Below are 21206 nucleotides of genomic sequence, written 5' to 3'. Positions count from 1 at the left end.
ACCAATTATATAAATAGGGAGGAAAGAACACCATGAAGTCAACTTTATTTAAAAGCTTAGCAGTCGGAGTACTTAGTATGTCGCTATTGGCAGGTTGTTCAACAAAAGCACCAGGTGAACAAAAGGCTGAATCAAAGAAGGATGGAAACAAAGAGATTACAGTAGGTCTATCTATATCAACGTTAAACAATCCTTTCTTTGTAACGTTAAAAGAAGGGGCTGAAAAAGCTGCGAAAGAGAATAAAATTAAACTTATTTCAGTTGATGCGCAAGATGACCCTGCAAAACAAGCATCTGGTATTGAAGATTTAATTCAAAAAAAGGTTGATGTTATTTTAGTAAACCCAACTGATTCAGCGGCCGTTACACCTGCTATTGAATCTGCTAATAATGCCAATATTCCTGTTATAACAGTTGACCGTTCTGCTGAAGGCGGCAAGGTCGTTTCTCACGTTGCTTCAGATAACGTTGCTGGAGGTCAAATGGCAGCAGAGTTCCTACTTGAAAAAATCGGCAAAAAGGGAAAAATTGTTGAACTCGAAGGGATCCCAGGATCTTCAGCAGCACGTGACCGCGGCAAAGGGTTCCACAATGTGATTGATAAAGCAACAGATGTAAAAGTGGTTGCTAAACAGCCAGCAGATTTCGATCGTGCAAAAGGTCTAAGCGTTATGGAAAATATTTTACAAGGAAACAAAGACATTGTCGGTGTGTTTGCTCATAACGATGAAATGGCACTTGGTGCTCTTAAGGCAATTCAAGCTGCGGGGCTGAAAAATATTGTAGTCGTAGGCTTCGATGCAACAGATGATGCTGTTAAAGCAGTAAAAGATGGTCAAATGGCGGGTACAATTGCTCAAAAACCAGCTGATATTGGTAAAACTGCAATTGAAACAGCACTAAAAGTTGCTAAAGGCGAGAAAGTAGATCAAAATATTCCTGTAAAATTAGAACTTGTAAAATAATGTATGAAGGGACTGTCTCAAATCGAGTTTTGATTATGGGACAGGCCTTTCTTTTTTATCATTCATTAGATCACCTTTTCATTGTGCGACAAGCGAGTAGGAGGCATTTCTACAATTTACAGAGACGCCAATTTTATTAGAACATGAAATGAATACTTCATAGTGGTTACTATCAATCAAGCTGATTCTTCCATTCTAATGGTTTTTACCTGAGATCTTTGGAGAAAGAACTACCCTGTATTAATTTTAAGTCATCTAAAATGGAGAAATTATAGAAAAATGAAATACAAAAATAAAAAAGGTTATTGACAAGAAAAAATATATGTATTATTATTATCTCAGATTCAAGATATTTTAATTCAAGATTTCGGAGGTGATATCTATGGAGAGAAAATGCACGAATTTGCCCTTTCTGGTATTAATGCAAACATCCAAAGCAATTCATGAGCGAATAAAGGAAGAAATGACAAAAAGCAGCCTAAGTATAACGGAATTTTCTGTTTTAGAGGTCCTTTACCAAAAAGGGAAACAAACGATTCAACAAATTGGAAATTGCATATTAATCTCAAGTGGTTCGATGACCTATGTAATAGATAAGCTAGAACAAAGAGGTTTATTATGTCGAAATGCCTGTCGAGATGACCGAAGAGTTATACATGTAACATTAACTGATAAAGGAAATGCATTGATGGAGGAAATCATGCCAAAATATCATGAGTTAGTTGATGATATGTTTGATTCCTTAATTTCTGATGAGGCAGAGACTTTGGTGCATCTTTTGAAAAAAGTAAGTAATAAAGTATAAAATTGCATTTTTTTTAAAATAATATCTCGAATTCGAGATAAAAACATTTTAGGAGGATTTTAAGATGATAAATATTGGTTTATTAATAATTCGTTTGGTAATTGGTTTACTATTTGTGGGTCACGGTGCTCAAAAATTGTTTGGGTGGTTTGGTGGTTATGGTCTAAAAGGTACAGGAGGTTGGTTTGAATCTATTGGCATGAAACCAGGTGTAACCATGGCTCTATTCGCAGGATTAGCAGAACTTATTGGTGGAGTTTTGTTTGTATTAGGACTTTTAACCCCACTCGCAGGAATTATGATTGCAGGAACCATGGTAATGGCTATCGTTAAGGTGCATGCTGCAAATGGATTATGGGCAACATCCAATGGGTACGAATATAACCTAACTTTGCTTGCAGTTGCAATAGGCATAGCGTTAATTGGTCCTGGTCAATATGCTCTAGATACACTTTTATTCTAAAATATCTCAAATCAGAGAATCTTTAATTGAAATAAACTTAATTAGACTTTAATTTTATAAGTAGGAACAAAATAAGGTATCAAAGATCTTTATATATCTGGATTTCACATGAAAAAGGGGTTGTTAAAAATGAGTAAGAAAACAATGGGGATTCACCATATTACAGCAATTGTCGGTCATCCGCAAGAAAACGTGGATTTTTATGCAGGGGTATTGGGTTTGCGCTTAGTCAAACAAACTGTCAATTTTGATGATCCAGGTACCTATCACCTTTATTTCGGTAATGAAGGTGGAAAACCAGGAACAATTATTACATTCTTTCCATGGGCAGGAGCTCGTCAAGGAATCATTGGAGACGGTCAAGTTGGTGTCACTTCTTATGTTGTTCCAAAAGGTGCCATTGAGTTTTGGGAAAAAAGACTAGAAAAATTCAATGTTCCTTTTACTAAAATGGAACGCTTTGGAGAACAGTATTTGGAATTTGATGATCCGCATGGACTTCACTTGGAAATTGTGGAGAGAGAAGAAGGAGAAGTCAATACATGGACTTTCGGAGATGTAACACCTGATGTTGCTATAAAAGGCTTTGGTGGAGCTACGTTATTATCGACCCAGCCTAACAAAACGGCTGAATTGTTAGAAAAAGTAATGGGACTTGAATTAGTCGGTAAAGAAGGAGATTTCGCTCGTTATCGTTCTACGGCGGATATCGGAAATGTTATCGACCTTAAATTAACTCCTATTGGACGCGGGCAAATGGGTGTAGGTACTGTACACCATATTGCATGGCGGGCAAGTGATGACGAAGATCAACAAGATTGGAAACGGTTTGTTGAGCGTAATGGATACGGAGTGACCCCTGTACAGGATAGGAATTATTTTAATGCTATTTACTTCAGAGAACATGGGGAAATCCTTTTTGAAATTGCAACGGATCCTCCAGGATTCGCTCATGATGAATCCGTAGCGACAATGGGAGATAAATTGATGTTGCCGAAGCAATATGAACAAGTTAGAGCGCAGATAGAACGAGGTTTACTGCCATTTGAAGTAAGAAAATTAGATTGATAAGAAGAAAGGAATGATTTCATTGCTTTCGATCGACCCAACCCAAAATACCGAAAGAGAAAATTATAAATTACTAATTGGAAGCATTATCCCAAGACCAATTGCTTTCGTCACAACGATTTCGAAAGATGGTGTTTTGAACGGTGCGCCATTTAGTTATTTTAATATCGTATCATCCAATCCCCCTATGATTTCATTATCTATCCAACGTTTATCAGGGAGACAAAAGGATACAGCGAGAAACATCATCGAGTCCAAACAATTTGTGGTCCATATCGTTGACGAAGAAAATGTTGAAAAAATAAATAGGACAGCTGCAAGCCTTCCTCCTCATCAAAGTGAGATTGAGTTAGCTAACTTAACTCCAGTAGAAAGTGCAAAGATTTCTGTACCAGGTATAAAGGAAGCAAAAATTCGAATGGAATGTTCATTAGAGCATTCCTTGGAATTGGGAGGCTTGGCTACACCAGGGTGTGATTTTATTATAGGAAAAGTTGTACAATTTCATATTGAAAATGACATTTATGAAAATGGTAGAATTGATCCAAGGGGTTTAGCTGCTTTAAGTCGATTGGCTGGAAATAATTACGCTAAAATTGGTGAGATTTTTGAAATTGCAAGACCTAAATAGTTCCTTATAATATCCCATTGATGAAATGGAGAGGATAAAATGCAAAAAACAGCAGGTATCCATCATATCTCAGCTATGGTAAACGATGCTCAACGAACTATAGACTTTTATGCAGGCGTGCTTGGGTTACGACTAGAAAAAAAAACAATTAATTTTGATCGTCCAGAAGTGTACCATCTTTATTTTGGGAATGAAACGGGTCAACCAGGCACTGTTATAACATTTTTTCCGTGGGCTAAACAGCTAAAAGGTCGAATTGGAACCGGTCAGGTAGGAGTCACAAGTTATATTGTTCCAACAGGTTCAATTAATTTTTGGGAGAACCGTTTGAAAAAATTTGGTATTGAATTTAGTTCCTCTGTTCGCTTTGGTGAAAGATATTTGAAATTTAATGATCCCGATGGACTCGAACTAGAACTGATAGAAAGAAATGAAGGTTCAATGAATACTTGGAACTTTGGAGGAGTTCAATCAGAAAATGCTATTAAAGGATTTGGCGGTGCGGTTCTATTTTCGGCACAGCCACATAAGACAACGGATGTTCTAGAAAATATTTTAGGGTTAGATTGCATTGGTCAAGAAAATGAATTTCTAAGATTTAAGTCTGAAGGAAATGTTGGAAACACCATTGATATTCACTTAAATCCTTCAGTCAGAGGGCTGATGGGAGCCGGAACGGTTCACCATATAGCATGGAGAGCGAGGGATGAAGAAGACCTTCTAAGATGGAGATCACTACTCCAAGATAAAGGGTATTATCCGACAGAAATTCGTGAACGAAACTATTTCAAAGCAGTGTACTTTCATGAAGAAGGAGGGATCCTCTTTGAAATAGCGACAGATCTACCAGGTTTTTCGGTTGATGAACCACTTGCCGAACTTGGAAAAAAACTCATGCTACCATCATGGTTAGAGTCAAAACGAGAAGAATTAGAAGAAACCTTGCCTCCTGTGGAGGTTCGCGTTCTGGAGGGAGATAATTGATGAAACATATATTTAACAAGGGAAAAGATTCAACAAAACCAACATTACTATTGCTTCACGGAACTGGTGGGAATGAATTAGACCTGTTACCTCTTGCGGGAAGAATTGATGATGAAGCAAACGTTTTGAGCGTACGTGGAAATGTATTAGAAAATGGAATGCCTCGATTCTTCAGAAGATTGGCTGAAGGAGTCTTTGATGAAGAAGATCTTATTTTTCGAACGAAAGAATTAAATGAGTTTCTTGATGAAGCGGCAGAAAAGTATGATTTCAATCGAGATAATATTATTGCAATTGGATACTCAAATGGAGCTAATATAGCAGCGAGTTTATTATTTCATTATCAAAATTCATTAAAGGGTGCGATTCTTCATCATCCAATGGTACCGAGAAAAGGAATTGATCTTCCAGATTTATCAGGTAAGTCTGTGTTTATTGCAGCTGGAACGAATGATCCCATCTGTTCACCAATGGAATCAGTTGAACTACAATCGTTATTAGAAAAGGCGAATGCCAATGTGGAACTTCATTGGGAGGAAAGAGGTCATCAATTAACTGTCCAAGAAGTCGAAGTAGCAGCGAAATGGTATCGCAAGGTAATACTCAAATAGGTATTAGATTTACGGAGGGATAAGATTTAACAAGTTTAATTAGTTTTTTAAAATGGATTATTTTTACCTATTGAAAAATATGGGTTTGTGAGGCAATTTTGGTCAAACTTTGTTTGAAAGTTACAGCGGATTTGTTAAGTGACAATCAAGTTATTTAAAAAACACACATTATTAATTACAATAAATGTAATCTAATGTGTGTTTTTTCTCTTTGCTTTATGAGATGAACAAGTCAGCGGATACCATTATAGACACTTATCTGATTAAGAATTGAACTCTATAATTTAAATGGCGGAATGTATCGGCCATCTATATCGGTGAACAGATATTCTTTGGCTAAATCAGCGACTCTGAGCACCTGCCCGCTCTTCTCAATTATATTGGGATCACTAGCCAATGCTTTTATTCCTCGTCCAATATAATAAGGTGTTTCAGTTCTGTTTAATTCTTCAGATTCCTGCCAATGTTCTTCCTTTATATTATGGCCTTTTAACACAAGTTCTGTTCTCATAAAACCGGGTGAAACGGCAAGAACGGCAATATTGTCTTGTTTTAATTCAATGGATAGCCCATAAGCCATGCGAATTAATGAATTCTTGGCTAAATCATAATAAAATTGTCCAGTGTATTTATCATCATCCCAAAAAGTGGTGTGTACGATAAGGCCTTGTTTATTCTCACGAAGTAATGGAATGGCGAAGTGATTTGTTGCTAACTGGGCACGCACACCGGCAGTAAACATCGTATCCCAATGTTTCAAAGGCAATTCCCAAAAAGGCTTGTATTCAACTCCAAGATCATGCGCTCCCCACACATTATTGACAAGAATATCTAACTTTCCTTGTTCCTTACGAATTTGGGTGATTACTGATTCCGTTTCTGAATCGTTCGTATGATCACAACGAACCGCTATTCCTTTTCCGCCAGAGGCTTCAATTTGTGAAACTGTATCATCTATAGTTCCAGGCCAATCATTTGTAGAATTCCCTTTGGTACTACGTCCCGTGACATAAACCGTTGCTCCAGCTTTTCCTAATTCAACGGCAATGCCGCGACCAGCGCCCCTGCTCCCTCCAGTTACAAGAGCTACCTTTCCATTTAATGATTTCATGTTTCTCATTCCTTTCATATTGTAAGATGTATTCATCATAACGGAGTATTCTTGACATCCTTTGTCATATTTTTTTAAATAGATATAATAAATCAATAAAAAAGGTGAGTGTGATGAGAGGAGATCGGCTAATATCCATTATATTGTTATTACAATCACAAGGCCAAATGACAGCTAAAGAATTATCGGTAAGATTGGAAGTTTCCGAGCGAACCATCTATCGAGATATGGAAGCCTTAAGCAGAACCGGTATCCCTGTTTTTGCAGAGCGTGGAAAGAACGGTGGGTGGTCGTTATTGGAGGGCTATCGAACAAATTTAACGGGTTTAAAAGAATCTGAAATACGCACCTTATTTGTTTCTCCATCTGAACAATTGCTTGATGACCTGGGTTTAAGCCGGACTTCTGAAGAAGCAAGGAATAAGCTGATAGCATCGCTTCCGGCAGCTTATCGTGAAAATGCCAAAGACTTTTGGAATCGCATTCATGTTGACACGAGTACATGGCGAATGCGAAAAGAAAAAATGGCGGCCTTTGAAGTCCTTAAAAATGCCATATGGAAAGAAAATAAATTAAAAATCGAATATCAACGTGCAGACGGAATAACGAATGAAGTTGTTGTAAAGCCATTAGGACTGGTGGCCAAAGGGAGTCGCTGGTACTTTATTGCTTTCAAAGATAATGATGAAATCCGAAATTACAGGGTCTCACGGATTAATTCTGCGGAGTCTATTAGTGAAACATTTGCAAGACCAAAAGATTTTGATCTTGCTCAATACTGGAGATCTTCAACAAAAGCCTTTTTAGAGAACTTGCCGAAATATGAAGTGTGGGTGGAGGCTGCTCCGTCTATTTTACCAAGGTTACAATTCACCGACCGATTTGTTCAAAGTATAGAGATTGAAAATAAAAATCAGGACGGATGGATACCTGTTAAGCTTTCTTTTGATACAGAAGACGAGGCAAAGGGATACGTATTGGGATTTGCTGATCAAATTAAGGTGATCGAGCCTAAAGAACTTCACGATAAGATTCTTGTGATGGCTGAAGCCACTGTGAATTTTTATAAACAAAAGAAATGATGTTCAGTATTCCAGCATTAATAAAAAATATATCCTTTTAAATCATGAGAAGATTATTGCATGAACATAATCCTATATTCTTGTTTTATCCAGTCCGAATGAGCCTCGCATTCGGACAACCGAAAGCAAATTCCTGCTTGACCTGTCCGAATAAGCCTCGCATTCGGACAACCGAAGGCAAGATCCTGCTTATCCTGTCCGAATGAGCCTCGCATTCGGACAACCGAAGGCAAGATCCTGCTTATCCTGTCCGAATAAGCCTCGCATTCGGACAACCGAAGGCAAATTCCTGCTTGACCTGTCCGAATGAGCCTTGCATTCGGACAACCAAAGGTAAATTCCTGCTTGACCTGTCCGAATGAGCCTCGCATTCGGACAACCAAAGGCAAATTCCTGCTTGACCTGTCCGAATGAGCCTTGCATTCGGACAATCAAAGGCAAGATCTTACTTGACCTGTCCGAATAAGCCGCGCATTCGGACAACCAAAGGCAAATACCTGCTTGACCTGTCCGAATGAGCCTCGCATTCGGACAACCGAAAGCAAATTCCTGCTTGACCTGTCCGAATAAGCCTCGCATTCGGACAACCGAAGGCAAGATCCTGCTTATCCTGTCCGAATGAGCCGCGCATTCGGACAACCGAAGGCAAGATCCTGCTTATCCTGTCCGAATAAGCCTCGCATTCGGACAACCGAAGGCAAATTCCTGCTTGACCTGTCCGAATGAGCCTTGCATTCGGACAACCAAAGGTAAATTCCTGCTTGACCTGTCCGAATGAGCCTCGCATTCGGACAACCAAAGGCAAATTCCTGCTTGACCTGTCCGAATGAGCCTTGCATTCGGACAATCAAAGGCAAGATCTTACTTGACCTGTCCGAATAAGCCGCGCATTCGGACAACCAAAGGCAAATACCTGCTTGACCTGTCCGAATGAGCCTCGCATTCGGACAACCGAAGGTAAATTCCTGCTTGACCTGTCCGAATGAGCCGCGCATTCGGACAACCGAAGGCAAATACCTGCTTAACCTGTCCGAATGAGCCGCGCATTCGGACAACCGAAGGCAAATTCCTGCTTGACCAGTCCGAATGAGCCATGTATTCGGACTATCAAAGGTAAATTCCTGCTTGATCTGTCCGAATGAGCCTTGCATTCGGACAACCAAAGGCAAGATCCTGCGTATCCTGTCCGAATAAGCCTCGCATTCGGACAACCGAAGGTAAGATCCTGCTTATCCAGTCCGAATGAGCCTCGCATTCGGACTATCAACAGGCAAATCCACATAATGATCATCTGCGACTAACTATGTTATTTAACTGTTTTGCACCTAAAAACGGAACCCTTCAATATACTGTCCAAGCTCGGTTATTACCTGTTGAAACGACAAAAGTAGTCGATTTTTATTAAGACACTTGCTCTATTTTCATTTCGTCATCCGCTAGCTTCTTTAGTCTCTTTCGATAGATCACTTTTGACAAGTTAATACTAATTTCGTATAAAACTACAAGAGGTACTGTCACTAATATATCTGATATGAAATCAGGCGGTGTAATCAAAACAGATGTGAGGACGATTAAAAAGTACGATATCTTCCGTGCTTTTGAAAGAATCATAGGGTTAATGATCCCAATAGAAGTTAGGAACATAACCACTAGCGGAATTTCGAACAAAAATCCAAATGGTAGTGTCAAATTAATCATGAATTTGAAATACTTTTCAGATGTAAATATCGTTTCAAATTGCCCTTCAGACAATGACAATAAAAATTTTAGAACTGTTGGATATACAACGAAATATCCGAAAGACAAACCAGAGATAAAAAGGATAAACAATCCGGGAATGTATGATATCGTTGTTTTTCGTTCTTTTTCAGAAAGTGCTGGTTTGACAAATCTCCATGTTTGATAAGCGGCAATTGGAATGGTAAGAGCAATCGCGATCACACCTGAAATCATAAAGTATACCCAAAGAATTTCACTTGGCCCTAATACAGCCAATTTATGGTTAAGATCACGAATAAGCCATTTGTAAATATCTTGCACATAGATAAATGATCCAACTAAAAAAATGATGAAAGCAATCAAGGTATAGATAATCCGTTTCCTAAGTTCCTCGAGGTGCTCTGTCAAATGCATCTTTTGAATAGGCATACAGTTTCTCCTTTCTGAAAAAAAAAGAAGATGTAAGCTTACTACTTACATCTCCATTGAATTTACTTAGCTTTCTCCTTTTCTTCTTTTTCGTCTGACATTATATCCTTAGCAGAGTGTTTAAATTCTCTAAGTGTGTTACCGAAAGCACGTCCAATTTCAGGTAACTTAGATGGGCCGAATATGATTAAAGCAATGATAAGAATTAAGATTAATCCTGGTACGCCGATATTTTGAAACATTGTGTCTCCTCCTTAATAAATGATTCTATTTTTATCTACAGCCAAATGTTATACGATCTTCATTCATTTCTAGTTTTATTTACTACCAACGGTGAATGTGGTTGATGCAACAGCATCATATCCGCTGCCATAGAAATAAACCAATTTATACGTTGAACCTTCTTTGTATCTTCCTGGATACAAATTATTCTTTGGATTGTAAGTAAACTTACAGGTTCCATCTGTAACTTGAGTGTACATCCACCATATTGCTGCGATTGGTCCCGGTTTATCATTTATTTCATATAAACCTATCCAATCGCTTTTTGGAATTCTAGCATTTTCTACCGTAACTTCAACCGTATCTTCTACTCCCTTTAAAACATTTTTGGATAAGTTAATTGTTACTTCTTTTACTACACCGTCCAGTGTTTTCCCTAAAACTTTTAAAGAGTTATTACTTACATTTCCGTATGAATCAAGAGCGTGCACTTCAATCTCATATGTTGTGTTTGGCTTCAATTCATCAATTTGCAATGTTAATGGATTTGGTACAGGATCTTTATAGAACTCTGAGAAAGCAAGAAATTCTTTAGTTACTTCATTTGTTTCTACATTTCTTGCTACCACTATATAATCATGCACAAGAAGATTGTCTTTAGCTTGAGTAAACATTATGGTTAAACCGGTAGCAGTCGTTTTTTCATTAACAATGGAAAGCATTGCATCATTTGTAAAGAAAGGTGCCTTTTTGTCTCTATCTTCTGTGTATTTAAAATTATGCTTATTTGCAGGATAGCTGATTTCGAATGGTTCACCTGTCCAGTCATCGTTATGAATATCACGGCGTTTAATGATTACTTTGTTATTATGAACCTCTACAATCAGTGCTTGATTAAGGAAACCGGCTCCTTCAGGCACTTCCCCTTGGATTCTTCCGCTATCAAGCCACAAATAGGCGCCCGTTGAAGTCCCAATAGAAGTAAAATCTTTTTGGTGTATGATTCTAGGGTCATCTAACGGATAGTGGGTATGACCAGAAAAAGAGATTACTTGCGGATATTCTTTTAAAGTATCGTAAAAAAGATCTCTATTTTGAGAGAAGCCCCATTCGCTTCCATAAATGGTCCCTTTAATAGGCTGATGGTGGAAGACAAAAATCGGTTTTTTCGGATCATCAGCATTTGCTAGCCTTAATTGCTCACCTAACCATTCAATTTGTTTTACTGAGTAGGTACCCTCTGTTCTACCATCTTCAGTATAAAGAATGATAAAATGATAACCTTTGATTATCTTATGAGAGTAAATGGATTCCATACCCGTTTTCTCTAGGAAACGTTTTTGAGCATTTGCTACCGATAAGCCATTCCAATAGTCATGGTTCCCAATCGCAAACATAGAAACCGCTTGAGGCTGTTTTCTCACATTATACGCAGCCATAAACTTATCATATTCTGATGCAATTCCATAATCTGTTAAATCTCCAACGACCACAAAAGCATCCTGCTTAGGAGCAACTTTATTTAACTGTTCTAAAGTAGTAACAAACTTTTTCAAAGTTTCATCACTGTTGTAATTAATATGTACATCACTTATTACCGGAAAAATTAAATCTGGTTCATTACCAAGTGAATGAACAACGGAAGAGATGGATGCTGCACTCACAGGTAAACCATTTAACGAGTTCACTAGAGTTAAACCTAAAGCAGCTCCAGCAATTTTAGTTGTCCTTTCCAAAAAGGTCCGTCGATCCATCCCTTTATTTAAAAGATTATCGTGCAAAGATTTTTCTACTTCATGGTTCAATTTATCGTTTTTCATTGTTATTACTCCTCTCAAAAGATCGACTAGTTAATTTCAATTTCAAGGAAAAAGATCACTAAATGATGTAGTAATAAATTGTAATAAAATCCCTTTAATCCCATAAAATTAAATCTTCTTACTAACGGACTGTAATTTTCTCCGAGTTAGAACGGTCGTGTTTCCCACCTTAATAGGGGAACAAATGACAATTAATGCACACCTCCGAATAGCACAAAATATAACATTTTCACACAAATCCCCTCTTACATTAATTAATGATAAACAACAAGTATTGATTTACTGTAAATAACGTGTAAATAATTGTTGTTATTATTATGAATAGTATGAAATGTAATGGTTCTCCATATCTGCTCTTATGGCGAATTTTGAATAATGTAAAAAATAGTAAAAAATTCCTGCTTGAAATTAGAGGAGAGACGGAGAAATAAGGTAATCAGTATATTTCTTTTTTTGGATCGTAATTAAAAAAGGATGCTCGTAAGCTACGAACATCCAATCTTTTCTGAAAATCAATATTATATATTACTCTTATGTTGATTCGTAATGATGGTAATGTCCGTAAGGATAATGTCCATAATGGTGATGACCATAACCGTAAGGATAATGATACCCATATGGATGATGGGAAACGTAATAAGGATAATGCTCGTAATGATGATGTCCGTAATGATGATGGTATCCATAAGGATAAAAATGACCGTAAGAATAGTGATGGAAATCATGATCACGATATTGATATGGGGGCATATACTCACCTTCTTTTATTTAGTCCTTTTCACTTTATGAAAAGCAGACGATTAAGGAGTTTGTCATCTTTAAAAATAGGCGTATAAATCAGTTCCTTCATAAAAAAAGCGTCTTATTGACGCTTAAAATTAAATCAAAATGATATTGTGGCAGTGAAGGTTAAGTCAACTGAAATGATTTTTCTATCAAATAGATGATTCAGTACTGTTTATTACCAATAAGTAAATCACTTCTGTAAAAGGGGTGTGTTGTAGGCTGGTCAATAATAACCGTTTGCATGAGAGGATGTCATCGGAGTTGCAGTGGTTGATTAGATATATTAAAAATAAGAAAGGCAGAACACTTAAAAGTAAAAGTGTTCTGCCTTTCAATTTTTTTAAACTAAAATGAACTCAGGCCATTCGTGGTGCAAGGTAATATCCAATTAATATCTTAAAATATTAATTTTATGAGGTCTTCAAGCTGCTGATAGGAATTTGTCTCATAATGTGGATGCATGCTTTCTATCGTTCTTGGCTTGTTTTTTGTATTGACCCAAATGGAATTCCAACCAGCATTTTTTGCACCAATCATATCATTCTCAAATGAATCTCCAACCATATAGGAAATGGCACCAGTTGTATTTGTTTTAGTGTTAACATAATTAAATAATTCCTTTTGCGGCTTAGCATAGCCAACTTCACTCGAGATAAAGACATTCGTCTTCGGTATCCAATGAAATAGATCCAATGATTCTAATTTTAACCACTGATGGGATGAGGGACCATTTGTAATAACATAAGTGGGAATGCCCTTCGAACTTAAATAATGTAGGATCCTCTTCATGTCAGGAACAAGGGAAACTTTATATTGATGTTCTTTGTATACACTTTGAAATGCAACAGCCTCTTCAGCTGTAATCGTATATCCCAAATCCTGAAAAGCATTTATCATCCTATATTGATGCATCTTTTCTAATGGCATTTTTCCCGACTCTGTCAGTGTAAAAAATTTATCACTATATTCTCTGCTTTTTTTAAATAAATCTAAAATGGGAATATCCGTAATAGCTGAAAAAGTCCTATCATAAGCCTCTTGAAAGGGCTGCAGTTGGTCGTATAACGTATCGTCTAAGTCGAAAAAAAGAGCTTTCATCATTAACACCGACTCCATAAAAGTATTAGATATTACTAGTTATATTACATGAAACAAATTACTTCAATGATTTTCATATAGGAGAAGACAATTCAGCTAATATGGAAGGATGGACCATTTATTAATGGTATTTTCAAATAACGGAAAACTCCTCCTTAAACTTCTGGAAGGGTTGACGGGTAAAATAAATAGAATACAGATTCAGTTTCTATTGCCTTCTTGATGAGGATAAAAAGGTTTATCGTATCTCTGGACAATTTATTTTTCCTCTATATGAAACCAATGGTTCTATTAAAGCGTCAATTGTTAGGGGAAGGTCTTTTTATCTTAATAATGAGGAGGAGGGCAAAACCTTGATTAAAGGAGTAATATTTGATTTTGATGGTTTACTAGTAGATACTGAGTCAGTTTGGTATGAGGCGTTTAAAGAAGTGCTGTTAGAAAGACATTCGGTTGAACTGGATCTAGCAGGCTACTCCCAATGTATTGGAACAGGAAATGAAGTCTTATATCCATACTTTCATCAAATAGCAGGGAAGTCAGTAGATTGTGAGCAATTAGAGAATGAAGCTTACGTCAAATTTAAAGATAAAATGAAAAAGCCTATTCTTAGAGAAGGTGTAATGGAATACCTAGATGAAGCGAAACAAAACAACTTTATCATTGGTTTAGCTTCCAGTTCGTCTAGAGAGTGGGTTATGAGATACCTTGAACAACTGGATATTATTGGCTATTTCCATGTTGTTAACACTAAAGATGACGTTACTAGGATTAAACCAGATCCAGAGTTATATAAAAAAACATTGAGAGATTGTAACTTGCTGCCTACAGAAGCGATCGCCTTCGAGGATTCGTTAAATGGTTTACAAGCAGCAAAACAAGCCGGTATTCGATGTGTGATCGTCCCGAATAATGTGACAAGAAATTTAGAATTTATCAATCATGATTATCAACTCGAATCTATGAAGCAAGAGGCAATGAGTGAAGTAATTAAGAAAATTACGGGGACCTGCGGTGCCCCTAGTGGGGTCAGATCTTCAATCAGGTAAATACATACCTCGACATTTATTATAAGTTTTTGAGTGTAAAAAGTGTTCATCAACATTGGAGATGGGAGAATTGGGATTTATTCAAATTACAAAAAGTAATATTGAAACTGAACACATATGTTGTGCATTTGGTGCAAAACAATATGAGAATGCAGTAAATGAAAAGAAGAAATGGTTGGCAGAACGAATGGATGACGGATTAGTATTCTATCGTTTAGATGAACGTGCAAAAGTTTTTATTGAATATTTACCTGCTGAAATGGCGTGGGTTCCTATTCAAGCACCAAATTATATGTATATTAATTGTTTGTGGGTTTCTGGTAAATATAAAAATAACGGGTATGCAAAGCAATTGTTAAATTATTGCAAAGAAGATGCTATCAATCGTGGTATGGATGGGATTGTACATATTGTCGGAAAGAAAAATTACCCGTATTTAAGTGATAAACGTTTCTTTGAACATATGGGGTTTGAGTTAGTAGACCAAGCAGGACCATATTTTCAATTAGTGGCCTTGAAGTGGAATGAACAGGCTGTTGTACCATCTTTTAAAAAACAGGTAAAGACTTTTTCCAAAGATAAAGGTATCTCCATTTATTACACAGCTCAGTGTCCATTTGCTGTTGGTATATTGGAAGAGCTTAGAATTGTAGCAGAAAATAAAAGTGTCCACTTTAATGCTTATAGGATAACAACTAAAGAAGACGCACAAAACTCACCGATAATATGGACAACTTTTGGTTTGTTTTATAATGGCGAATTCATTACACACGAAATATTGAGTTCAAATAAATTTGACAAATTACTAACAAAACTATTAACAGAAGAATGACACTCCTTGTTCTTATTTTGGTATTTTAAAAGGGATACAAAATGACAAATATACCTTTTTTCTAACGGACTTTTGTTGAAAAAGAAAGCAAATTAATAACTTCACTAATTGGAAGCCCTTTTCGAATATAGATGCTTAATTAACATCTAACTAATCTCCTGATTTATAGCAAAAGAACCGTCCCTTTGCTTATAGGGACGGTTCTCTTGCCTTTATTGATCTGCTTGCTTTTCAGTTAATTTTTCGAGGGCATCCTGTAACTTTTTAGTGGCATGATCGACATCATGTTGAGTGGCATTTTCATTTGCAAGTACTTCTTCTCCATTGGCTATTTCTTTCAAAAGGAACTTCCAGCTATCAGGAGAGAACTTGCTTTCATCTAAAGCTTTTGCATCATTTAATAAAGCAATCAATTCTGAAAGATTTCCTTCCTTCTTGTCAATTTTTATTTCGTAAATCGTTGGGGTTTTTCCTTCTGGCCATTCAATTTTTACGTCTAGTATTTCTGGTATTAGCTTTGTATCAAAGAATTGATATCCTGATTCAATCGTTCCAAGTTTTTTCCAGCCCTTAGTAGTTCTTACTGAAACCTGACTGCCGGATAAGCTGTTTGGATCTTCTAGAATGGTAACCCCCGTTACTCTCGTTCCTGCTTCTCCAATATGATAGAGTATTTCTGCAGCTTCTGTTCCTCCAGGCTTGAACTTCATATTCAGTTTGCCATCAATAAGATTATCTTTTGTATACCCAATATTAATTTGTGCATTGGTCGTAATCGTCGGGTCATTGTTTTCAGGATAGTACTGGCCATCGTTTATCACCAATTCTTGCATTCTAATCCACTTGTCTGATCCGACTTTCGTTCTCGTCACCTTAAATCTTAAATACTTGATTTTTTGATCCAAATCTCGTACTTCTTTTGTCCGGTATGGAGCCTCATGTTTATCAAATATCGTATCGATTCGATCTTCATTCGTTGCTTCTCCCTCGTTTGCGCCATCTTGGCTGCCAAAGGTCATCACGGTGGTCCACTCGTTTCCATCTAAAGAAGCCTCTAGAATGGCATGTCTTGGATAATCATGTTCTCCTTCAGCAATAAACGATTTTATACTTTTCAGCGTAATTTCCTGGCCCATATCATAGGTAATATACTTTCCATTTAATTGACTATTTTTAAACCATGCAGGTGTTTTTACATTACCATCAAAGAGGGCGAGCGGATTTTCAACACTTGTGTAATTTGTTTCTTTCACCGATTTCGGTTCAATCTCAAAGGATGTTACTTTTAAACTATCTAAAGTAAATTCAATAGGCTTAGCTTTTTTATTCAGCAGCCTTACATATCTTGCATCAGATAGGGCCGTCATATTTTTTACTTTATCCCACACTATGCCGTTTAAAGATGTTTCAATTGTTAATCCTTTAACTGATGGTGCTTCAATTTCGGTTAGATCTTTGATTCTACTTAATTTTACGCCTAGATAATCACCTTTGTTCAGCTTAATCGTTCCTGCAGCATTTAGTGATGTCGTTGTTTTACTTTCCGTTACTGATAAAGTCTCATAAGCGTCTACATTTGTAAAAATACTTGCTTTTGTTACCGGTTTTTGAAGATCTAAAAACTTTTCCACCTTTGGAGATATTTTACTCTCTAAGTTATTTGTAAATGGCTGCAGCCTTTTTTTAGCAGGTTTTGTTTTCATCGTTCCGTTTAATAGCGGCCGATCATAGTCTAAGCTTTGCTGGCGTAAAGCGGTTGCTTTTGAAAAATGATCCCAGGTATCTGCTTTATTACCCGCTTCAATGGCGAGACCTGTTTTAATAAACTCAATATCCGCAAGAACCATGTCTCTTAATGCTTTTACAAATGGCTCTAACTCTTTCTTTAACTTTTCATTTTTTGTTTTTGCTAAAAATCCATTTGCGGCATCGGCAATTTTTTGCAGTTCGGTGATGGCTTCTGGTCCAGAATCTTTTAACGAGCTGCCGTTATTTACTTTAGACGTGATCGTATCTAACAAACTTTTGATATCTTCACTCTCTGAAAGCGTAAGACCGTTAGGATTAGCATCGGACATATGTTTAGCTAAGATATGAAGGTCTTCTGCTGCATTCGGCTCGATATATTTAAAGCTATCTTCCCAACTTTTTTGGGCATTAAACACCTCAGTGTTCCATGTATAATCTGCAATCGCAAAAAGAGCCACTTTTGAAGCTTCTGCTTCCTGCATTGGGTTTGTCACAGCACCGGCAAGATTTTTAATTCCAGGCTGTAACATCTCCCCTTTACCTAAAAATACGCGTGACATATCAACATCATTGACCGGCCAGTTTAGCCAGAATAATGGATCCCTTCTTACGACCCCTCCATTACTTCTGGTCTTAAATGTATCAATGGTAGACTGGACGATAGGAGCACATGTAGTCGACCCTGTCCAGAAAATTTGAATACTTTTATCGAATCCTTTTTCATAGGCATTCAACTCAGCAGGATTCCAAGCCCAGCTTGAATTATAGCTTGCTGGACAGTATAAGATATCATAAACATCGCCTTTTGCTTTTGCCCAGTCCGAAACTGACTTCATCAATGCGACAACATAATCATGTGGCAGGCTGCCAACATCATCACCTAAAACTCCAAATTGTCTAACCCCGACATCGTATAATTGGTTGAATTTTGCCAGCATCTTATCGGTATTTTCTTGAAGTTTAAGCATAGGGTTTCCGCCTGATTGGGCGATTTTCGCTACTTCTGCTAATGGAGAAATGGTCCAAACAAAACGAGTTTTATTTTCATTTCCTACTTGAGCCATTTCTTTAATCTCAGCTAATTTTTCTGGTGGATATAATTCGGCCCATTTTTCTCTGTGATAAGGGTCATCCTTTGGTGCAAATACATACGATGTCATTTTAAAATTACCGCCGAATCTCATGAGCGACATGCGATCCTCATTACTCCATGGAATGCCGTAGTAGCCTTCAATAAATCCTCTGATTTTTGTATTGGCATAGTCTTGAATGGATAAATTTCGAACTTCTTTGTCAGGAGCCTGAGACAAAATGGCGTTTAACGTTACGACACCATAAAAGCTGGCGTCCGTGTCTTTTCCTAAAATCATCATTGTATTATTTTGAATCACTAATTGATAAGCATCAATTTTCGAAAAGTCCATATCTTGGCTCGTGCCGTTTGTTGCAGCATAGGTATCTACTGGGCCATTTGAACCTTTCGTACCAATCAATACATTAATTTTATCATCTGCCACCTCGGTACCAATGGCTGGAGCAGGGTATCCGTTTTGTTTAAAAATGTTTTCCACTTTTTTTCGCGTTACGGAATCAATGGTGTCATCGTAGATTACTTGAATCGCTTTGTCTAATTTCGTTGAACCTTCATGATAGGTTAACTTATGAGGTACAGGGTATATTTCATAATCTATTGAAGAATTTTCTTTTGCAGAAGCAGTAGGTGCTTTAATCCCAATTGCTGAACTAAATATCACTGTAAAAATGATAGCTAGATTGAGCCAAAACCTTTTTTTCATTTACCTTCCCTTCTTTCTTCAAAATTTGAACATTGCGACCTTTTTACCTCAGTTGATAGACTTTCCCTACTGATGACAACACTTCCTCCTTTTATTTTTCTATAATTGGTATTTTTTTTAACCTTATTATTCGGACCTTAAGGTTAAAAAGGGGGTACTAGAGAAATAAAAAAGGCATGGAAAACAATCGAGAATACTCTCGTTCTGTTTTCCATGCCTAGTATGATCTAGTAACATGAAACCAATTATATGTCGTTATTGTAAACCGCTTACATTTCCAATGTCAATACAATTTTGCATTTTTAGTAATATTTTACTAGGGAGCAAAGGGACGGTTCTCTTGCTTCTTTTTTACGTGGAAGAAAAAAAGTAAGTCCAGGTGAATATTTATTATTTTTTATAAAATGTATTTTTATAAAAACAGAAGAATATAGCAAAATAGCGAAGATAATGTTAGTGGTTTTTAAAATATTGATGATAGACGGTAAACAAGAGGTTTCCAATATATGAAATGGGGGTAAGTATATTCTGCTATTTTACTAAAATGGAGTATTTTTTTACTAAGAATAGAAAGGAGGTGGACAAATGAAAAAGCCGTCAGGCCCCAAACAGTTAAAGTGTATAGCGATAAAGCGAGACATAGTTATTAAAAGTACAGCACGCTATTTTCTTTTGTACCAAAATTTATCGTTAGTTTGTTGTGCTAGTCTAATTATCTACAGCTTCTGAAGGCGATTACAATTCCGAAAATTCATTTGATTTTATGTATTGACAATTTTAAATGCTATCATCATAATAATTAGTGTAAACGTTTCAATTTATTTTAAAATAAAATTGAAACGTTTCAATAATAGGAAATAGTGGTGAAATGAATTGCCCACAATTAAGGATGTATCGCGTTTATCCGGGATTTCCATTGGTACGGTTTCTAGGTATCTTAATGGTTATAAAGTCAAAAAAGATAATGAGAAGAAAATCCAGGAAGCGATCGAGCAGCTAGATTACAAAGTAAACCAAATGGCGAGAGGACTAAAGACAAACAAGACATTTACAGTTGGTGTTTTAGTTCCAAGTATTACGGATATTTTCTCCAATCAAGTCATCGAGGGGATGGAAGAAATACTAGATCAAGAGAATTATAGTCTCATCGTTTGTAATGCAAGAAACTCCCTAAAGACCGAAAAGGAGAAACTTTGCTTCTTAAAGGAAAAGCGCGTGGACGGAATTGTCATGATGCCTGTTTCAGATGAGCATGAACATGTAAAAGAGATATTGGAGGAAGGAATCCCTCTTATTTTAATTGACCGTCTCCTTGACGGTGTCAAATGTGATGCTGTCGTATGTGATAATGTAAACGGTTCCTATAAAGCAATTGAGGAATTAATCGCTTTAGGTCACAGAAGGATTGGCATAATCGCTGGTCCAACTAATGTGTATACTGCGCGCGAACGCCTAAATGGATACATAAGGGCCCTTAGTGATTACGGAATTGCGATTGATGACTCCCTTATTGAGTATGCGGAATATCGTAAAGGGAGCGGGATTGAGGCCTATGAAAGACTTATGAATATGGAAAATAGACCTACCGCCATTTTTGCCACAAACTATGAAACTACCATGACTGGAATAAAATACTTCATGGAAAATGGAATTGCAATTGGAGAGGAAATTTCTCTATTTGGATACGACAATTCTGACGTGTTTCAGATGTTGACCCCATCCATTGCAACTGTTGTGCAGCCGATGGGGGAAATTGGTGAAAAAGCCGCACATCTTCTATTAAAACGAATTGAAAGCGATTACTCACTTTTTCCAGTGGTGAGCCGGTTAAAGACGAAAGTTCTCTCAGGGACATCTGTAAAAAACTTATCAAACTAGTCTAGAACAAAGCATTTTAAGGAGGTGATGGTTGAGGCAATCCTTTACATAATGAGAATAAATAGTGTTGACATGATATTACCTTAAAATAGTTAAAGGGGGAAATAA

The 21206-nt window shown here is 36.9% G+C and carries 20 protein-coding genes; 12 read left to right on the top strand and 8 right to left on the bottom strand.

Annotated features, from left to right (window positions below):
* The first annotated feature begins 32 nt into the window (after positions 1-32).
* The 7 genes from rbsB (at position 33) to QNH20_RS24165 (ending at position 5527) form a co-directional block, all read left to right on the top strand.
* Positions 33-965, top strand: coding sequence for a ribose ABC transporter substrate-binding protein RbsB (gene rbsB, locus QNH20_RS24195; protein ID WP_283920479.1), 933 nt, complete (start codon positions 33-35; stop codon positions 963-965).
* Positions 966-1347: 382 nt separating this feature from the next.
* Positions 1348-1770: a MarR family winged helix-turn-helix transcriptional regulator gene (locus tag QNH20_RS24190; RefSeq protein ID WP_283920478.1), complete on the top strand. Its 423-nt coding sequence runs from the start codon at positions 1348-1350 to the stop codon at positions 1768-1770.
* 64 nt (positions 1771-1834) lie between these two features.
* Positions 1835-2233 carry a DoxX family protein gene (locus tag QNH20_RS24185; protein WP_283920477.1) on the top strand — a complete coding sequence of 133 codons (399 nt, stop codon included), beginning with the start codon at positions 1835-1837 and terminating at the stop codon, positions 2231-2233.
* Positions 2234-2362: 129 nt separating this feature from the next.
* A complete protein-coding gene (locus tag QNH20_RS24180; RefSeq protein ID WP_283920476.1) occupies positions 2363-3301 on the top strand; it encodes a ring-cleaving dioxygenase in 939 nt (312 codons plus the stop codon).
* Positions 3302-3323: 22 nt separating this feature from the next.
* The gene (locus QNH20_RS24175; protein WP_283923493.1) at positions 3324-3932 is read left to right on the top strand and encodes a flavin reductase family protein; all 609 of its coding nucleotides are present in this window, start codon (positions 3324-3326) and stop codon (positions 3930-3932) included.
* 39 nt (positions 3933-3971) lie between these two features.
* On the top strand, positions 3972-4916 hold the full coding sequence (locus QNH20_RS24170; protein WP_283920475.1) for a ring-cleaving dioxygenase: 945 nt from the start codon (positions 3972-3974) through the stop codon (positions 4914-4916).
* Positions 4916-5527 carry an alpha/beta hydrolase gene (locus QNH20_RS24165; RefSeq protein ID WP_283923492.1) on the top strand — a complete coding sequence of 204 codons (612 nt, stop codon included), beginning with the start codon at positions 4916-4918 and terminating at the stop codon, positions 5525-5527. The genes QNH20_RS24170 and QNH20_RS24165 overlap by 1 nt, the downstream gene beginning before the upstream one ends.
* 277 nt (positions 5528-5804) lie before the next feature.
* On the opposite strand, the gene QNH20_RS24160 is transcribed toward QNH20_RS24165, so the two are convergent.
* Positions 5805-6638 carry an SDR family NAD(P)-dependent oxidoreductase gene (locus QNH20_RS24160; RefSeq protein WP_283920474.1) on the bottom strand — a complete coding sequence of 278 codons (834 nt, stop codon included), beginning with the start codon at positions 6636-6638 and terminating at the stop codon, positions 5805-5807.
* Between the two features lie 113 nt (positions 6639-6751).
* On the opposite strand from QNH20_RS24160, the gene QNH20_RS24155 reads away from it, so the two are divergent.
* Complete coding sequence (locus QNH20_RS24155) at positions 6752-7720, top strand: helix-turn-helix transcriptional regulator (RefSeq protein WP_283920473.1); 969 nt, start codon at positions 6752-6754, stop codon at positions 7718-7720.
* 189 nt (positions 7721-7909) lie between these two features.
* Here the strand turns inward: QNH20_RS24155 and QNH20_RS24150 are convergent, their stop codons facing one another.
* The 5 genes from QNH20_RS24150 to QNH20_RS24130 all read right to left on the bottom strand — a co-directional run bounded on the left by QNH20_RS24150 (position 7910) and on the right by QNH20_RS24130 (position 11910).
* A complete protein-coding gene (locus QNH20_RS24150) occupies positions 7910-8317 on the bottom strand; it encodes a hypothetical protein (protein WP_283920472.1) in 408 nt (135 codons plus the stop codon).
* Positions 8318-8325: 8 nt separating this feature from the next.
* Positions 8326-8889, bottom strand: a complete 564-nt coding sequence (locus QNH20_RS24145; protein ID WP_283920471.1) for a hypothetical protein — start codon at positions 8887-8889, stop codon at positions 8326-8328.
* Positions 8890-9121: 232 nt separating this feature from the next.
* Positions 9122-9868, bottom strand: a complete 747-nt coding sequence (gene tatC / locus QNH20_RS24140; RefSeq protein WP_283920470.1) for a twin-arginine translocase subunit TatC — start codon at positions 9866-9868, stop codon at positions 9122-9124.
* 62 nt (positions 9869-9930) lie between these two features.
* Positions 9931-10110, bottom strand: a complete 180-nt coding sequence (locus QNH20_RS24135) for a twin-arginine translocase TatA/TatE family subunit (protein WP_283920469.1) — start codon at positions 10108-10110, stop codon at positions 9931-9933.
* Positions 10111-10185: 75 nt separating this feature from the next.
* Positions 10186-11910: a metallophosphoesterase gene (locus QNH20_RS24130; RefSeq protein ID WP_283920468.1), complete on the bottom strand. Its 1725-nt coding sequence runs from the start codon at positions 11908-11910 to the stop codon at positions 10186-10188.
* Positions 11911-12443: 533 nt separating this feature from the next.
* Between QNH20_RS24130 and QNH20_RS24125 the strand changes: the two genes are divergently transcribed.
* A complete protein-coding gene (locus tag QNH20_RS24125) occupies positions 12444-12746 on the top strand; it encodes a hypothetical protein (RefSeq protein WP_283920467.1) in 303 nt (100 codons plus the stop codon).
* Positions 12747-13092: 346 nt separating this feature from the next.
* Here the strand turns inward: QNH20_RS24125 and QNH20_RS24120 are convergent, their stop codons facing one another.
* The gene (locus tag QNH20_RS24120) at positions 13093-13797 is read right to left on the bottom strand and encodes an HAD family hydrolase (protein ID WP_283920466.1); all 705 of its coding nucleotides are present in this window, start codon (positions 13795-13797) and stop codon (positions 13093-13095) included.
* A gap of 350 nt (positions 13798-14147) precedes the next feature.
* Between QNH20_RS24120 and QNH20_RS24115 the strand changes: the two genes are divergently transcribed.
* Together QNH20_RS24115 and QNH20_RS24110 are read left to right on the top strand one after the other, a co-directional pair.
* Positions 14148-14843, top strand: a complete 696-nt coding sequence (locus tag QNH20_RS24115; protein ID WP_283920465.1) for an HAD family hydrolase — start codon at positions 14148-14150, stop codon at positions 14841-14843.
* A 70-nt stretch (positions 14844-14913) separates the two neighbouring features.
* Positions 14914-15675: a GNAT family N-acetyltransferase gene (locus tag QNH20_RS24110; protein ID WP_283920464.1), complete on the top strand. Its 762-nt coding sequence runs from the start codon at positions 14914-14916 to the stop codon at positions 15673-15675.
* Positions 15676-15887: 212 nt separating this feature from the next.
* Here the strand turns inward: QNH20_RS24110 and QNH20_RS24105 are convergent, their stop codons facing one another.
* The gene (locus QNH20_RS24105) at positions 15888-19220 is read right to left on the bottom strand and encodes a glycoside hydrolase family 84 protein (protein WP_283920463.1); all 3333 of its coding nucleotides are present in this window, start codon (positions 19218-19220) and stop codon (positions 15888-15890) included.
* A gap of 873 nt (positions 19221-20093) precedes the next feature.
* On the opposite strand from QNH20_RS24105, the gene QNH20_RS24100 reads away from it, so the two are divergent.
* Positions 20094-21098: a LacI family DNA-binding transcriptional regulator gene (locus QNH20_RS24100; protein WP_283920462.1), complete on the top strand. Its 1005-nt coding sequence runs from the start codon at positions 20094-20096 to the stop codon at positions 21096-21098.
* Positions 21099-21206 lie beyond the last annotated feature (108 nt).

This window comes from Neobacillus sp. WH10, from assembly GCF_030123405.1.
Lineage (GTDB): Bacteria > Bacillota > Bacilli > Bacillales > Cytobacillaceae > Neobacillus.
This window is presented reverse-complemented; position numbering and strand designations above follow the sequence as displayed.

Excerpts from the sequence above, each read along its gene's own strand:
- rbsB (WP_283920479.1), top strand. The coding sequence starts at position 33 with ATGAAGTCAACTTTATTTAAAAGCTTAGCAGTCGGAGTACTTAGTATG.
- QNH20_RS24165 (WP_283923492.1), top strand. The coding sequence starts at position 4,916 with ATGAAACATATATTTAACAAGGGAAAAGATTCAACAAAACCAACATTA.
- QNH20_RS24105 (WP_283920463.1), bottom strand. The coding sequence starts at position 19,220 with ATGAAAAAAAGGTTTTGGCTCAATCTAGCTATCATTTTTACAGTGATA.
- QNH20_RS24130 (WP_283920468.1), bottom strand. The coding sequence starts at position 11,910 with ATGAAAAACGATAAATTGAACCATGAAGTAGAAAAATCTTTGCACGAT.
- tatC (WP_283920470.1), bottom strand. The coding sequence starts at position 9,868 with ATGCCTATTCAAAAGATGCATTTGACAGAGCACCTCGAGGAACTTAGG.
- QNH20_RS24180 (WP_283920476.1), top strand. The coding sequence starts at position 2,363 with ATGAGTAAGAAAACAATGGGGATTCACCATATTACAGCAATTGTCGGT.
- QNH20_RS24125 (WP_283920467.1), top strand. The coding sequence starts at position 12,444 with ATGTTGATTCGTAATGATGGTAATGTCCGTAAGGATAATGTCCATAAT.
- QNH20_RS24155 (WP_283920473.1), top strand. The coding sequence starts at position 6,752 with ATGAGAGGAGATCGGCTAATATCCATTATATTGTTATTACAATCACAA.
- QNH20_RS24135 (WP_283920469.1), bottom strand. The coding sequence starts at position 10,110 with ATGTTTCAAAATATCGGCGTACCAGGATTAATCTTAATTCTTATCATT.
- QNH20_RS24160 (WP_283920474.1), bottom strand. The coding sequence starts at position 6,638 with ATGAAATCATTAAATGGAAAGGTAGCTCTTGTAACTGGAGGGAGCAGG.
- QNH20_RS24120 (WP_283920466.1), bottom strand. The coding sequence starts at position 13,797 with ATGATGAAAGCTCTTTTTTTCGACTTAGACGATACGTTATACGACCAA.
- QNH20_RS24190 (WP_283920478.1), top strand. The coding sequence starts at position 1,348 with ATGGAGAGAAAATGCACGAATTTGCCCTTTCTGGTATTAATGCAAACA.
- QNH20_RS24170 (WP_283920475.1), top strand. The coding sequence starts at position 3,972 with ATGCAAAAAACAGCAGGTATCCATCATATCTCAGCTATGGTAAACGAT.
- QNH20_RS24185 (WP_283920477.1), top strand. The coding sequence starts at position 1,835 with ATGATAAATATTGGTTTATTAATAATTCGTTTGGTAATTGGTTTACTA.